Annotated in this window: 12 protein-coding genes; 10 read left to right on the forward strand and 2 right to left on the reverse strand. The window is 61.0% G+C overall.

What is annotated here, in order from left to right; genetic code table 11:
* Positions 1-162 precede the first annotated feature (162 nt).
* The 3 genes from KGB14_RS22105 to hcnC are packed head-to-tail and all read left to right on the forward strand — an operon-like array spanning position 163 to position 3,129.
* Complete coding sequence (locus tag KGB14_RS22105) at positions 163-477, forward strand: (2Fe-2S)-binding protein (RefSeq protein WP_223488812.1); 315 nt, start codon at positions 163-165, stop codon at positions 475-477.
* The gene (hcnB, locus tag KGB14_RS22110; protein WP_223488813.1) at positions 474-1,883 is read left to right on the forward strand and encodes a cyanide-forming glycine dehydrogenase subunit HcnB; all 1,410 of its coding nucleotides are present in this window, start codon (positions 474-476) and stop codon (positions 1,881-1,883) included. The genes KGB14_RS22105 and hcnB overlap by 4 nt, the downstream gene beginning before the upstream one ends.
* Positions 1,876-3,129: a cyanide-forming glycine dehydrogenase subunit HcnC gene (hcnC, locus tag KGB14_RS22115; protein ID WP_223488814.1), complete on the forward strand. Its 1,254-nt coding sequence runs from the start codon at positions 1,876-1,878 to the stop codon at positions 3,127-3,129. The genes hcnB and hcnC overlap by 8 nt, the downstream gene beginning before the upstream one ends.
* 126 nt (positions 3,130-3,255) lie before the next feature.
* On the opposite strand, the gene KGB14_RS22120 is transcribed toward hcnC, so the two are convergent.
* Together KGB14_RS22120 and KGB14_RS22125 are read right to left on the reverse strand one after the other, a co-directional pair.
* Entirely contained in the window at positions 3,256-3,867 is a 612-nt protein-coding gene (locus KGB14_RS22120) for a glutathione S-transferase (protein ID WP_223488815.1), read from the reverse strand.
* 93 nt (positions 3,868-3,960) lie between these two features.
* Positions 3,961-4,881, reverse strand: a complete 921-nt coding sequence (locus KGB14_RS22125) for a MurR/RpiR family transcriptional regulator (protein ID WP_223488816.1) — start codon at positions 4,879-4,881, stop codon at positions 3,961-3,963.
* A 311-nt stretch (positions 4,882-5,192) separates the two neighbouring features.
* On the opposite strand from KGB14_RS22125, the gene KGB14_RS22130 reads away from it, so the two are divergent.
* The 7 genes from KGB14_RS22130 to KGB14_RS22160 all read left to right on the forward strand — a co-directional run bounded on the left by KGB14_RS22130 (position 5,193) and on the right by KGB14_RS22160 (position 14,413).
* Positions 5,193-7,130 (forward strand): bifunctional 5-dehydro-2-deoxygluconokinase/5-dehydro-2-deoxyphosphogluconate aldolase, encoded by a 1,938-nt coding sequence (locus tag KGB14_RS22130; RefSeq protein WP_223488817.1) that lies wholly within the window; start codon positions 5,193-5,195, stop codon positions 7,128-7,130.
* 78 nt (positions 7,131-7,208) lie between these two features.
* Entirely contained in the window at positions 7,209-8,102 is an 894-nt protein-coding gene (gene iolE / locus KGB14_RS22135) for a myo-inosose-2 dehydratase (protein ID WP_223488818.1), read from the forward strand.
* A complete protein-coding gene (gene iolB, locus KGB14_RS22140; RefSeq protein WP_223488819.1) occupies positions 8,099-8,908 on the forward strand; it encodes a 5-deoxy-glucuronate isomerase in 810 nt (269 codons plus the stop codon). Before iolE ends, iolB begins: the two co-directional genes overlap by 4 nt.
* Positions 8,909-8,952: 44 nt before the next feature.
* Positions 8,953-10,452, forward strand: coding sequence for a CoA-acylating methylmalonate-semialdehyde dehydrogenase (locus KGB14_RS22145; RefSeq protein ID WP_223488820.1), 1,500 nt, complete (start codon positions 8,953-8,955; stop codon positions 10,450-10,452).
* Between the two features lie 25 nt (positions 10,453-10,477).
* Positions 10,478-11,299 carry a TIM barrel protein gene (locus KGB14_RS22150; protein WP_223488821.1) on the forward strand — a complete coding sequence of 274 codons (822 nt, stop codon included), beginning with the start codon at positions 10,478-10,480 and terminating at the stop codon, positions 11,297-11,299.
* 125 nt (positions 11,300-11,424) lie between these two features.
* The gene (gene iolD, locus KGB14_RS22155) at positions 11,425-13,356 is read left to right on the forward strand and encodes a 3D-(3,5/4)-trihydroxycyclohexane-1,2-dione acylhydrolase (decyclizing) (RefSeq protein WP_223488822.1); all 1,932 of its coding nucleotides are present in this window, start codon (positions 11,425-11,427) and stop codon (positions 13,354-13,356) included.
* Between the two features lie 31 nt (positions 13,357-13,387).
* On the forward strand, positions 13,388-14,413 hold the full coding sequence (locus tag KGB14_RS22160; RefSeq protein ID WP_223488823.1) for a Gfo/Idh/MocA family protein: 1,026 nt from the start codon (positions 13,388-13,390) through the stop codon (positions 14,411-14,413).
* The last annotated feature ends 6 nt before the right edge of the window (positions 14,414-14,419 follow it).

Genomic DNA, 14,419 nt, shown 5'->3' on the forward strand with positions numbered 1-14,419 from the left:
CCCTGCTGCGACATCGAATACGGTGCATCAGCGCGCAGCTGATGCGCTGACGAAGTGCCCGGGCAGGCCCACTCGATGTCGCCTGTCATCGGGCCCCGCAGGTGTAAGTGCAGCATGGAGCTGAGCAACCCTTACCTGAACTTTTCAAGGATGAACGTCGCAATGCAGCGTCAAGACAGAACCTTCGATATCCAGCCGCTGATACAGGCGGACCTGACCGTGCGCATCAATGGCCAAACCGTCAACGCCGCCATCGGCGAAACCGTCCTGACGGTCATTCAATCACTGGGCATTCGCCAAGTGGCCCGTAACGATCACGACCAAGTCAGCGGTGCCTATTGCGGCATGGGCGTGTGCCAGTGCTGCCTGGTGAAAATCAATGGCCGACACAAACGTCGCGCCTGCCAGACCATCGTGCGTGAAGGCATGAACGTCGAAACCCGAGTCAACCGCATCGCCGGGCAGGAGGTGTTATGAGCCTGCATCCAGTAATCGTCGGCGGCGGCCCGGCGGGTATGGCCGCGGCCATTGAATTGGCTCGGCACGGGGTGCGCAGCACCTTGCTTGAAGAAGCTTCGCGGCTCGGCGGCGTGGTCTATCGCGGCCCCTTGCGCGATAACGTTCAACTGGACTATCTGGGGCCGCGCTATTCGGAAGTGCTGGCCAAACTGCATGGAGATTTCCGGGAGCAGTCGGGCCTGATCGACGTGCGCTTGAACCATCGCGTGGTCGGTGCCGAAGGTACTCGCGCACTGGTGCTGCTGGACGCCGATGAACGCGTGCAGGAGATCGAGTATCCGCAGTTGCTGTTGGCGGCCGGTTGCCATGAGCGCAGCGTGCCGTTTCCCGGCTGGACCTTGCCCGGCGTGATTCTCCTGGGTGGTCTGCAACTGCAAATCAAGAGCGGCGTCGTCAAACCCCAGGGGCCAGTGGTGATCGCGGGCACCGGTCCGTTATTGCCGCTGGTGGCTTGCCAGCTGCACACTTGCGGGGTGAGCGTCGCCGGGGTCTATGAGGCGTGCGCATTCGGCAAGATCGCTCGGGAAAGCCTGGGGCTGTTGAATAAACCGCAGCTGTTTCTCGATGGCTTGAGCATGCTCGCGTACCTGAAACTCCACGGCATTCCCATGCACTATGGCTGGGGCGTGGTCGAGGCGCAGGGCGAGGGCGACTTGCGTTCGGTGACCGTCGCGCCGTACTCCGACACCTGGGTACCGGACCTGAGCCGCGCCGAACGAATTGCCGCGAAGACCCTGGCGGTCGGCTACGGCTTCATTCCACGCACCCAACTCAGCCAGCAAATGGGCCTGAACCACGGTTTCAGCGCTGACGGTTATCTGCGGGCCAGCGCCAATGTCTGGCAGCAAAGCAGCGAGCCTCACGTGCATCTGGCCGGGGACATGGGCGGGATTCGCGGAGGCGAGGCGGCCATGCTCGCGGGACGGATCGCGGCGGTGTCGATCTTGCTGCAACGCGATGTACTGGGCTCGGAGCTGGCGCTTGTCAGGCGCAACCGTTACCTGTCGAAACTCAAGTCCATCGTGCGCTTTCGAGCCGCCGTCGACCGCTACACCGAACGCGGTGCCGGGCAAATCGCATTACCGGCCGCCGACACAGTGATCTGCCGCTGTGAACACGCGACCCGCGCCGACATCGATCGGGCGTTGGAGCAGGGCGTGCGGGACCTGGCCAGCCTGAAAATGCGCACCCGCGTGAGCATGGGCGATTGTCAGGGACGCATGTGTGTCGGTTATTGCACCGACCGTTTACGCGAAGCCACCGGCCGGCAGGATGTGGGCTGGTTGCGACCGCGTTTTCCCGTCGATCCGATTCCTTTTTCAGCGTTCCAGCCTGTCGGCAAGGAGGCCGCAAGCCATGAGTAAGTTCTACGACGTGGTCATCGCCGGCGGCGGTGTGATCGGGGCGTCCTGTGCCTATCAATTGTCCAAGCGCAAACACCTCAAAGTCGCGCTGATCGATGCCAAGCGTCCGGGCAACGCGACCCGGGCTTCGGCCGGCGGCCTGTGGGCGATCGGCGAATCGGTGGGCCTGGGGTGCGGGGTGATTTTCTTTCGCATGATGTCGGCCAATCGCAAGCGCGAAGCCCATGGCGCGGCGGTGGCCGTGGACTCCAGCACGCCGCACATCCTGCCGCAGTCATTCTTCGATTTCGCCTTGCAGTCCAACGCGATGTACCCGGACCTGCACCGGGAGTTGCAGGAAAACCACGGGATGGATTTCAAGTTCGAAAAGACCGGATTGAAATTCGTGATTTATGACGATGAAGACCACCTCTACGCCGAACACATCGCCGCCTGCATTCCGCATCTGGCAGATCAGGTGCGCTGGCTCGATCAAGCGGCGCTGCGCGAAGCTGAACCGAGTGTCAGCCATGAGGCGAAGGGGGCGCTGGAGTTTCTCTGCGATCATCAAGTCAGCCCGTTCCGCCTGGCTGACGCCTACACCGAAGGTGCGCGGCAAAACGGTGTGGATCTGTATTTCAACACCAACGTCACCGGCGTGCTGCACCACGGCTCGCGGGTCAGCGGCGTGCAGACCACCGAGGCCGGGGTGTTCCATTGCAACACGCTGATCAACGCTACCGGTGCCTGGGCCGCTGACCTCAGCGAGCAGGCCACCGGGATTCGCATTCCGGTGAAACCGGTGAAGGGCCAGATCCTGCTGACCGAGCGCATGCCGAAGATCCTGCACGGTTGCCTGACCACCAGTGACTGCTACGTGGCGCAGAAAGACAATGGCGAAATCCTGATCGGCAGCACCACTGAAGACAAAGGTTTCGATGTGACCACCACCTACCCGGAAATCAGCGGCCTGGTGCAAGGCGCGCTGCGTTGCATTCCGGCGCTGGCCGACATCAACCTGAAACGCTGCTGGGCGGGGTTGCGTCCGGGCTCGCCGGATGAGCTGCCGATTCTCGGGCCGATGAAAGGGGTCGAGGGTTACCTGAATGCCTGCGGACACTTTCGCACTGGCATCCTGACGTCGGCGATCACTGGGGTGTTGCTGGATAAACTGGTGAACAACGAGGCCTTGCCGCTGGACATCGCACCGTTTCTGGCGGATCGGTTTGAAGTGGTGCCGAAGCCTGACCTGAAGAAAATGGCCTGAGGACGCCATCGCGAGCAGGCGCGCTCCCACAGGGGTTCTGCGTCGGATGCAGAAATGTGCAACCGATGGAGATCAATTGTGGGAGCGAGCCTGCTCGCGATGGGTTCGGTACTGGCGCCGTATCTTTCAATCGATCGGCGTACTGACAAACACCTCAAGCCCCTCGGCATACGTCGTGAACGCGCTGATCCGCGGAAACTGCGCGGCCTCTACCTGATCCGGCACCATCAGGTTGGTAAAACTCCAGGCCACCGCCAGGGTAATCCCGTCCTGCGCAATCGAACCGTCGGTTTTCAGCGGCTGTTTTTCCAGCTCTCGCTCCAGCGCCGAATACGCCGCAGCCAATTGCCCTTCGACCCGTTCCACCCAAGGCGCGTACTGAATCTCCGCTGGCCGCAGGTTGCGTTCGTAGTAAAGCTGCACCGACTTTTCGCACGCCGCCAACGCCAGGCCGATCAGTCGCAGCGAGCGCAAGCGCTGCTCCAGATCGTTGGGTATCAGGCTTTTACCCGGCGCGGCCAGAGCCTCCAGGTAGTCGATGATCAGCGTCGAATCCATCAACACCTCACCGTCATCCAGCACCAGGGTCGGCGCCTTCACAACCGGGTTGATCTGCTGGAATTGCTCGAAGGTTCTGAACACCGAAACCGACTCGTGTTCCAGCGGTATGCCCAGGCATTTGGCGGAAATGGCGACGCGCCGCACGTAGGGCGAATCCAGCATGCCGATCAGTTTCATTGAGCCTCTCCTTCAGACGTCCTTGGGGGATGGACAACCTTAGCTGAGGTGCAGCGACCTGCAAGGCCTGGCGCTAATCCTCAAAGGCTAACGCTAATCCTCAAAACCCACCTGCTCATGAATCTCATCGACCTTCAATTCCAGCCGATACGCCACGGCGATAAACAGCGCCTGGCACAGGCACAAGGTCGCACTCAATGACCGAAAGGCAAACGAACTGCCCTCGTTGACCAGCAACACAGTGCTGGCGCGCTTGGCCAAAGGGGAAAGGTTGCTGTCGGTGATGATCAGGGTTTTCGCCTGATGATGCTGGGCGATACGCAGGCAGTGCTGGGTTTCCTTGCCGTAGGGCGTGAAGCTGATGGCGATCACCAGGTCATTGGCGCGCACGCTGCGCATCTGCTCGCGGTAACTGCCGCCCAGACCCGACACCAAATGGATGCGCTTGTTGGTGTGTTGCAGGTTGTAGACCAGGTAATCGGCCACCGCGAATGAGCGGCGCACCCCGACTACGTAGATGTTGTCGGCATTCACCACCAGGTCTACGGCTTTATCGAAGGCCTGATCATCGAGTTCCAGCCCCAGCCGCTCAATGCCCGACAGGGTGGCGTTGATGCACTCGCGCGCCAGATCGCCGCCGCTGGCCTTCTGCGACTTGTTGGCGATCATGCTGCGGATGCGTTGCTGGTAGTTCTGCACCGGTGTGGTCTTGTGGGTGTAGGCCTCGCGAAACAGCGCCTGCATTTCGCTGAAACCGCTGAACCCGAAACGCTGGGAAAACCGCACGATGGCCGACGGGTGCACTTCGCATTCACGGGCGATGTCGCTGATGCGGTCGACCATGATCCGGTCGCTCTGCTGGCTCATGTAGCTGGCGATGCGTTTGAGCTGGCGCGGCAGGCTTTCGTATTCATCGGTGATCAGCTGCAACAAACGCTCGGCATTGATCGGGGGGCTGGGGAGATCGCTGTCGGGCGTGCTCTCGGTCGTAGCCGGCTGATCGGTGCGGGACATAAGGAATCCTTCTGGCTTGTTCTTATAGGGATGACAGGTTGCGTCGTCCCCTGACAATAGGTTGGCTGTGCGCAGTCTACAGGGTAGGCCGGAATAAAATCTTGAGCTTGCGACCGTCATGGGGTCTGCTGAAACGATGCACTGTGTCTGGAACGCTTGTGCAGAAGTTTATTGGAAAAAATATTCCACGTAAAAAATATTTAGAATAATTATTGATTGTTCGGTCCCGGTCGTTTTAGTCTGCATCCACCAAGAGTGTTCGGCGCCTTCATCGTCCCGAACGCAGGCTGATAAAAATAACAGGAGCCAGCATGGGCCAGACTCGTTTTGCCAGTGGGCGTCAATTGGATCTGATTTGCCTTGGGCGCCTCGGCGTCGACCTCTATGCGCAGCAAGTCGGGGCGCGGCTGGAGGATGTGAGCAGCTTCGCCAAATACCTCGGCGGTTCGTCCGCCAACATCGCCTTCGGCACCGCTCGGCTGGGTTTGAAGTCGGCGATGCTGAGCCGGGTAGGGGACGACCACATGGGTCGCTTCCTGGTTGAATCGCTGACCCGCGAAGGCTGTGACGTCAGCGGTATCAAGATCGATCCGGAACGCCTGACCGCCATGGTCCTGCTGGGCCTCAAGGACCGCGAAACCTTTCCCTTGGTGTTCTACCGCGAAAACTGCGCCGACATGGCGCTGCGGGCCGAAGACATCAGCGAAGCCTTTATCGCTTCCAGCAAAGCCTTGCTGATCACCGGCACCCATTTCTCCACCGACGGTGTCTACAAAGCGAGCATTCAGGCGCTCGACTACGCCGAGAAGCACAACGTCAAACGGGTGCTGGATATCGACTATCGCCCGGTGCTCTGGGGCCTGGCCGGCAAGGCGGATGGCGAAACCCGGTTCGTCGCCGATCAGAACGTCAGCCAGCACGTACAGAAAATCCTCCCGCGTTTCGATCTGATCGTCGGCACTGAAGAAGAATTCCTGATCGCCGGCGGCTCCGAGGATTTGCTCACCGCGCTGCGCAATGTGCGGCGCCTGAGCGCGGCGACTCTGGTGGTCAAGCTTGGCCCACAAGGCTGCACGGTGATTCACGGCGTGATCCCGGTGCGTCTTGAAGACGGTGAGATCCATCCCGGCGTGCGGGTCGAAGTGCTCAACGTGCTGGGAGCCGGCGATGCCTTCATGTCGGGTTTCCTCAGCGGTTGGCTGGAGGATGCCAGCGACGAGCGCTGCTGCCAGTTGGCCAATGCCTGCGGCGGTCTGGTGGTGTCGCGCCATGCCTGTGCCCCGGCGATGCCGACCCGCGCCGAACTCGATTACCTGTTCAGCAGCCCGGTGCCGATCACCCGGCCGGATCAGGACGCCGTGTTACAGCGTTTGCATCAGGTCAGCGTGCCGCGCAAACAGTGGAAACAACTGTTCATCTTCGCCTTCGATCATCGCGGGCAATTGGTGGAGCTGGCCCACAAGGGCGGGCGCGACCTGAGCGCTATCGGCGAACTCAAACAACTTTTTATCCAGGCCGTGGAGCGGGCCGAAGCGGATTTGCGTGAGCAGGGTGTCGATGCCGATGTCGGCTTGCTGGCCGATCAACGTTTCGGTCAGGACGCGCTGAACGCCGCCACCGGTCGTGGCTGGTGGGTGGCGCGGCCGGTGGAAGTGCAGGGTTCGCGGCCATTGGCGTTCGAACACGGGCGTTCGATCGGCAGCAACCTGATCGCCTGGCCGCAAGAGCAGATCATCAAATGCCTGGTGCAATTCCATCCCGACGATGAACCGCTGCTGCGCTTGGAACAGGAAGCGCAGATCAAGGGTTTGTATCAGGCTTCCCAGGTCAGCGGTCATGAACTGCTGCTGGAGATCATTCCGCCCAAGGATCACCCGTCTACCCATCCGGACGTGCTGTATCGCGCGATCAAACGCCTCTACAACCTGGGCATCTACCCGGCGTGGTGGAAGATCGAAGCGCAAAGCGCCGAGGAATGGAAGCAACTCGACGAACTGATTCAGGAACGCGATCCGTATTGCCGTGGCGTGGTGCTGCTGGGCCTGAATGCGCCAGCGGCGGCCTTGGCCGAAGGGTTTCAACAAGCCAGCCAGAGCCAGACCTGCCGAGGTTTCGCCGTGGGCCGGACGATTTTTCAGGAACCGAGCCGCGCGTGGATGGCCGGTGAAATCGACGACGAAACGCTGATCCGCCAAGTGCAGGGTACGTTCGTCGAATTGATCGAAGCCTGGCGCACGGCCCGGAATTGAACATTTTCAATGTGTGAACACTGAACCTGTGGGAGCGTCGTTCTTACTGATTTATGTAAAACAATAAAAGGTGCAGCCATGCCCGCTATCCGAATTGGCATCAACCCGATCTCCTGGAGCAACGATGACCTGCCTTCCCTCGGCGGCGAGACGCCGTTGAGCACCGCCCTGAGCGAGGGCAAGGACATCGGCTACGAAGGTTTCGAACTCAACGGCAAATTCCCCAAAGATGCCAAAGGCGTCGGCGACGTGTTGCGGCCCTACGATCTGGCGCTGGTCTCCGGCTGGTACTCCAGCCGTCTGGCCCGCCGCTCCGTGGCCGAGGAAATCGACGCCATCGCCAGCCATGTCGAGCTGCTGGCGAAGAACGGCGCCAAGGTGCTGGTCTATGGCGAAGTCGCCGACTCCATTCAAGGCCAGCGCATTCCACTGATAGAGCGCCCGCGTTTTCACACCGAGCAGGCATGGCAGGAGTACGCCGACAAACTCACCGAACTGGCGCGCTTCACCCTGTCCCAAGGCGTGCGCCTGGCGTATCACCACCACATGGGTGCCTACGTCGAATCCCCGGCGGACATCGACAAATTGATGGCGTTGACCGGCAGCGAAGTCGGCCTGCTGTTCGATTCGGGCCACTGCTACATGGGCGGCGGCGAGCCGTTGCAGGTGCTGCGCAAACACATCGAACGCATCTGCCACGTGCATTTCAAGGATGTGCGCAAACCGGTGGTGCAACTGGCGCGCAATAACCTGTGGAGCTTCCCGGACTGCATCATCAACGGCACGTTCACTGTGCCCGGTGATGGCGACATCGACTTCGGCGCCTTGCTTGATGTGCTGCTGACTGCCGATTACCACGGCTGGCTGGTGGTCGAGGCCGAGCAGGATCCGGCGGTGGCACCGAGTTACGTTTACGCCAAAAAAGGCTACGACACCTTACGTGCACTGCTCAATGAGAGGACCGCGCGATGAGCCTGTTGGTCAAAAGCAATGCTCGCGGCCGGACCATGGTCGAGTTGGGGCAGGGTGAGCTGGAATACGTCGGTTTCGCCGCTTACCGCCTGAGCCTCGGCGAAACCCTGCCAGTCAGCGCGGGTGACAAGGAACTGTGCCTGGTGCTGCTCAGCGGTCGGGTCAGCGTCAAAGGCGAAGCGCCGGGGCAGGGCGCGTTCAATTGGGACAACATCGGCGATCGCCAATCGGTCTTCGAAGACAAATCCCCGTTCGCGGTGTACTTGCCGCCCGGCAGCCAGGCGCAAGTGGTGGCGCTCAGCGACGTGCAAATCGCCGTCTGCGCCGCGCCCGGTTCGACCGCCGAAAACCTCGGTCCACGCCTGATCAAACCCGACAGCATGAAACGCAGCGTGCGCGGCAAGGGCGCCAACACCCGTTACGTCTGCGACATCCTGCCAGACACCGAGCCAGCCCATTCGCTGCTGGTGGTGGAAGTGCGCACGCCGTCCGGACACTCGTCGAGCTACCCGCCGCACAAGCACGACACCGACGACCTGCCGCACCAGAGTTTTCTCGAAGAAACCTATTACCACCAGATCAACCCGCCCCAGGGCTTGGTGTTCCAGCGGGTCTACACCGATGATCGCAGCATTGATCAGGCCATGGCCGTGGAAAACAGCGACCTGGTGGTCGTGCCCAAAGGCTATCACCCGGTCAGCGTGCCCTACGGCTACGAGTCGTATTACCTGAACGTGATGGCCGGCCCGAAACGCGTCTGGCAGTTCCATAACGATCCGCAGCACAGTTGGCTGCTTGAGCTCTGAACCAAAAAGCCTGAATTCCAACATCCGAACGGAGAACAAGAACAATGAGCGATGCCCCGGTAATAGGCCATTACATCGACGGTCAGGTGCAGGACAGCAGCGAGCGGTTCAGCAATGTCTTCAACCCGGCCACCGGCAGCGTTCAGGCGCGTGTCGGGCTGGCCAGCCAGAAGACCGTGGACGATGCCGTCGCCTCGGCCCTGAAGGCGTTCCCGGCGTGGTCCGAGCAATCCTCCCTGCGCCGTTCCCGGGTGATGTTCAAGTTCAAGGAATTGCTCGACCATCATCACAACGAACTGGCGCAAATCATCAGCCGTGAACACGGCAAGGTGTTCTCGGACGCCAAGGGCGAAGTGACGCGCGGCATCGAGATCGTCGAATACGCCTGTGGCGCGCCGAACCTGCTGAAAACCGAGTTCAGCGACAACATCGGTGGCGGCATCGACAACTGGAACCTGCGCCAGCCCTTGGGCGTTTGTGCCGGCGTAACCCCGTTCAACTTCCCGGTGATGGTGCCGCTGTGGATGATTCCGCTGGCGCTGGTCACCGGTAACTGCTTCATCCTAAAACCCTCCGAGCGCGACCCGTCGGCCAGTTTGCTGATGGCGAAATTATTGACCGAAGCCGGGTTGCCGGACGGTGTGTTCAACGTGGTCCAGGGCGACAAGACCGCGGTCGACGCCTTGCTGCAACACCCGGACATCGAGGCGATTTCCTTTGTCGGCTCGACACCGATTGCCGAATACATCCACCAGCAAGCGACCTCACGCGGCAAACGCGTACAGGCGCTGGGCGGGGCGAAGAACCACATGATCGTCATGCCCGATGCCGATCTGGATCAGGCGGCGGATGCGTTGATCGGTGCGGCGTACGGCTCGGCCGGCGAACGCTGCATGGCGATTTCGATTGCCGTGGCCGTCGGTGATGTCGGCGACCAACTGATTGCCAAACTGCTGCCGCGCATTGATCAACTGAAAGTCGGCAATGGTATGCAGGGCGACAGCGACATGGGGCCGCTGGTCACCGCCGAACACAAGGCCAAGGTCGAGGGCTTTATCGGCGACGGCGTGGCCCAGGGCGCGCAGCTGATTGTCGACGGGCGCAACTTCAAGGTGCCGGGGGCCGAGAACGGCTTCTTCGTCGGTGCGACGCTGTTCGACAACGTCACGACCGAGATGAGCATCTACCAGCAAGAGATCTTCGGGCCGGTGCTGGGCATCGTGCGGGTGCCGGACTTCGCCAGCGCCGTGGCGCTGATCAACGCCCATGAGTTCGGCAACGGCGTGTCCTGCTTTACCAGCGACGGCGGCATCGCCCGCTCGTTTGCCCGCAACATCAAGGTCGGCATGGTCGGCATCAACGTACCGATTCCGGTGCCCATGGCCTGGCACTCGTTCGGTGGCTGGAAGCGCTCGCTGTTCGGTGATCACCATGCCTATGGCGAAGAAGGCATCCGCTTCTACAGCCGCTACAAAAGCGTGATGCAGCGCTGGCCCGACAGCATTGCCAAGGGCCCTGAATTCAGCATGCCGACGGCCAAATAATTCACTTGTGCGGAGAACAACAATAATGAACAAACCCCTGCGATTCGCCCTGAACCGTATGGTCGCCCCACGTTTATCCCTGCCCGCGTTCATCGAATTGGCGGTGACCCTCAAGGCCGACGCTATCGAGATCCGCAACGACCTCAAAGGCGTCGAAATCGAGGACGGCACCGCGCCCGAACAGGTCCGTGAATTGTGCGCCGCCAAAGGCATCACCGTGCTGTCGATCAACGCGCTGTATCCGTTCGATGTCTGGAATGACGAACGCCGCGCACAGGCGCTGAAGCTCGCCGCCTATGCCCGTGATTGCGGTGCGCAGGGTTTGGTCATGTGCCCGTTGAACGACCGCGCTGATCCACGCACCGAGGCGCAGCGTGCTTCCGGGCTGCGCACGGCGCTGAGTGAACTGGCGCCGATCCTGCGCGATCACGGCATCCTCGGTTTCATCGAGCCGCTGGGTTTCGAAGAGTGCTCGCTGCGGCGCAAACGCACAGCGGTCGATGCAATCAAGGCCATCGGTGGGCTGGATGTGTTCCGTCTGGTGCATGACACCTTTCACCATCACCTGGCCAGCGAACATGAGTTCTTCCCCGAACTGACCGGGCTGGTGCACATCTCTGGCGTTGAAGATGGCGAGGCGCCGCTGGCGACCATCCGCGATGGTCACCGGGTGCTGGTGGGCGAGGGCGATATCCTCGGCAACGCGACGCAGATCGAAACCTTGCTCGCTACCGGCTACAGCGGCTACCTGTCGTTCGAACCGTTTGCCGACAGCGTCCATGGCCTGGCGGATATCCGGACGGCGATCGGCGCGAGCATGGATCACCTGAGCAAATCTCTTAGTTGACACTTCCCCTGTAGGAGCTGCCGAAGGCTGCGATCTTTTGACTTTGCTGTTTAGAAACAAGATCAAAAGATCGCAGCCTTCGGCAGCTCCTACAGGGATCAAGTGTGTATTTGAAAGGGGCGGTTATGACCACAACAAGACTGACCATGGCCCAGGCCCTGGTGAAATTCCTCGATAACCAGTACATCGAGGTCGATGGCGTTCAGAGCAAATTCGTCGCCGGGATCTTTACCATTTTCGGCCACGGTAACGTGCTGGGTCTGGGGCAAGCCCTGGAACAGGACAGTGGCGACCTGATCGTCCATCAGGGCCGCAACGAGCAAGGCATGGCCCACGCCGCCATCGGTTTCGCCAAGCAACACCTGCGGCGCAAGATCTACGCCTGTTCTTCATCGGTGGGCCCGGGTGCGGCGAACATGCTGACCGCTGCCGCGACAGCCACCGCCAACCGTATTCCCTTGCTGCTGTTGCCTGGCGACGTTTATGCCTGCCGCCAACCGGACCCGGTGCTGCAACAGATCGAGCAGTTCCACGACCTGAGCATCAGCACCAACGATGCCTTCAAGGCCGTGAGCAAATACTGGGACCGCATCAACCGTCCCGAGCAATTGATGACGGCGGCGATCCACGCCATGCGCGTGCTTACCGACCCCGCCGAAACCGGCGCCGTGACCCTGGCCTTGCCACAAGACGTGCAGGCCGAGGCTTACGACTACCCCGATTACTTCCTGCAAAAACGCGTGCACCGCATTGAGCGTCGCCCGGCCACCGAAGCGATGCTCGGTGATGCCTTGGCACTGTTCAAAGGCAAGCGCAAACCGCTGATCATCTGCGGCGGTGGGGTCAAATACTCCGGCGCCAATGCAGCATTGCAGGCGTTCGCCGAGCGCTTCGATATTCCCTTCGCCGAAACCCAGGCCGGCAAGAGCGCGGTGGTGTCCAGTCATCCGCTGAACGTCGGTGGCATCGGTGAAACCGGTTGCCTGGCCGCGAACCTGCTGGCCAGGGACGCTGATCTGATCATCGGTGTGGGCACGCGCTACAGTGATTTCACCACCGCGTCGAAATCCTTGTTCAAACACCCGGATGTGCAGTTTCTCAACCTCAATATCAGCCCCTGCGATGCCCTGAAACTCGACGGCGTGCAACTGCTGGCGGATGCCAAAACCGGTTTGCAGGCACTGGCCGAAGCGCTGGGCGATTACCGCTCGAGTTGGGACGATCAACCCCGTCAGGCCAAGGCGCAACTGGATGAGGAAGTCGATCGAATTTATCAGGTCGAATACCAGGCGAAAGATTTCGTCCCGGAAATCAACGACCACCTGGACCCGGCGGTGCTGCGCGAATTCATCGAGCTGACCGGTTCCTGCCTGACCCAAAGCCGGGTACTCGGCGTGCTCAATGAAACCCTGGCCGATGACGCCGTGATCGTCGCCGCCGCCGGCAGTTTGCCCGGCGACTTGCAGCGCAGCTGGCGCAGCAAAGGCGTGAACACCTACCACGTCGAGTACGGTTATTCGTGCATGGGTTACGAGGTAAACGCCGCACTGGGCGTGAAGCTCGCCGAGCCTGAGCGCGAGGTCTATGCGCTGGTGGGCGACGGCTCCTACATGATGCTGCACTCGGAACTGGCGACCTCGATCCAGGAGCGGCGCAAGATCAACGTGGTGCTGCTGGACAACATGACCTTCGGCTGCATCAACAACCTGCAAATGGAACACGGCATGGACAGCTTCGGCACCGAGTTCCGTTTCCGTAATCCGGACACCGGCAAGCTCGATGGCGGTTTCGTGCCGGTGGATTTCGCCATGAGCGCGGCGGCTTACGGCTGTAAGACTTACAAAGTGAACACCGTTGAAGAGTTGCAAGCCGCGTTGGCGGATGCGCGGTTGCAGACCGTGTCGACGCTGATCGACATCAAGGTCCTGCCCAAAACCATGATTCACAAATACCTGTCGTGGTGGCGGGTCGGCGTGGCGCAGGTCTCGACCAGCGCCCGCACCGACGCGGTGGCCAAGACCCTCAACGAGCGACTGGCCAAGGCCCGTCAATACTGATTGCCCTGAACGAACCCACAGGAGTGTTTACATGTCTTTGCTTTCCAATTCGTTGCGCATTGGCGTCATCGGCACCGGGGCCATCGGCCAGGACCACATCCGTCGTTGCAGCCAGACCTTGCTCAACAGCCAGGTTGTCGCGGTCACCGACATCAATTTGCAGCAAGCGGCCAAGGTCGTTTCCGATCTGAAGCTGACGGCCGAGGTCTATCCCGACGGTCATGCGCTGATCAAGGCGCCGGAAGTCGAAGCGATCCTCGTGACCTCCTGGGGCCCGAGCCACGAAGAGTTTGTACTGGCAGCGATTGCCGCCGGCAAACCGGTGTTCTGCGAGAAGCCATTGGCCGTCACCGCCGAAGGTTGCCGCAAGATCGTCGAGGCCGAAGTGGCTCACGGCAAGCGGCTGGTGCAGGTCGGTTTCATGCGCCCCTACGATGAAGGGTATCGGGCGTTGAAAGCAGTGATCGACAGCGGCCAGATCGGCGAGCCGTTGATGCTGCATTGCGCTCACCGTAACCCGACCGTGGGTGAGAACTACAAGACCGACATGGCGATCACCGACACATTGATCCATGAGCTGGACGTGTTGCGCTGGTTGCTCGACGACGACTATGTGTCGGTGCAAGTGGTGTTCCCGCGCAAGACCAGCAAGGCTCACGCCCATTTGAAAGACCCGCAGATCGTGCTGCTGGAAACCGCCAAGGGCACGCGCATCGATGTGGAAGTGTTCGTCAACTGTCAGTACGGCTACGACATCCAGTGCGAAGTGGTGGGGGAGACGGGCATCGCCAAACTGCCGGAACCGTCGCAGGTTCAATTGCGCAGCGGGGCGAAGCTGTCCAATGCGATTCTGATGGACTGGAAGGACCGGTTCATCGCCGCGTATGACGTCGAGTTGCAGGCGTTCATCGATGGCGTGCGGGCCGGGCAGGTGGGCGGGCCGTCGGCGTGGGATGGTTTTGCGGCGGCGGTGGCGGCGGATGCCTGCATCGAAGCGCAGAACAGTGGGCAGATCATAAAAGTCGGCCTGCCAGACCGCCCCCGCTTCTACGACTAAACCCGA

The organism is Pseudomonas sp. A-RE-19 (assembly GCF_019956555.1).
GTDB lineage: Bacteria > Pseudomonadota > Gammaproteobacteria > Pseudomonadales > Pseudomonadaceae > Aquipseudomonas.

Bases quoted from the DNA above. Each gene is read 5' to 3' on its own strand.
- iolE (WP_223488818.1), top strand. From the start codon at position 7,209: ATGCCCGCTATCCGAATTGGCATCAACCCGATCTCCTGGAGCAACGAT.
- iolD (WP_223488822.1), top strand. From the start codon at position 11,425: ATGACCACAACAAGACTGACCATGGCCCAGGCCCTGGTGAAATTCCTC.
- iolB (WP_223488819.1), top strand. From the start codon at position 8,099: ATGAGCCTGTTGGTCAAAAGCAATGCTCGCGGCCGGACCATGGTCGAG.
- KGB14_RS22125 (WP_223488816.1), bottom strand. From the start codon at position 4,881: ATGTCCCGCACCGATCAGCCGGCTACGACCGAGAGCACGCCCGACAGC.
- KGB14_RS22145 (WP_223488820.1), top strand. From the start codon at position 8,953: ATGAGCGATGCCCCGGTAATAGGCCATTACATCGACGGTCAGGTGCAG.
- hcnB (WP_223488813.1), top strand. From the start codon at position 474: ATGAGCCTGCATCCAGTAATCGTCGGCGGCGGCCCGGCGGGTATGGCC.
- KGB14_RS22160 (WP_223488823.1), top strand. From the start codon at position 13,388: ATGTCTTTGCTTTCCAATTCGTTGCGCATTGGCGTCATCGGCACCGGG.
- hcnC (WP_223488814.1), top strand. From the start codon at position 1,876: ATGAGTAAGTTCTACGACGTGGTCATCGCCGGCGGCGGTGTGATCGGG.
- KGB14_RS22120 (WP_223488815.1), bottom strand. From the start codon at position 3,867: ATGAAACTGATCGGCATGCTGGATTCGCCCTACGTGCGGCGCGTCGCC.
- KGB14_RS22150 (WP_223488821.1), top strand. From the start codon at position 10,478: ATGAACAAACCCCTGCGATTCGCCCTGAACCGTATGGTCGCCCCACGT.
- KGB14_RS22130 (WP_223488817.1), top strand. From the start codon at position 5,193: ATGGGCCAGACTCGTTTTGCCAGTGGGCGTCAATTGGATCTGATTTGC.
- KGB14_RS22105 (WP_223488812.1), top strand. From the start codon at position 163: ATGCAGCGTCAAGACAGAACCTTCGATATCCAGCCGCTGATACAGGCG.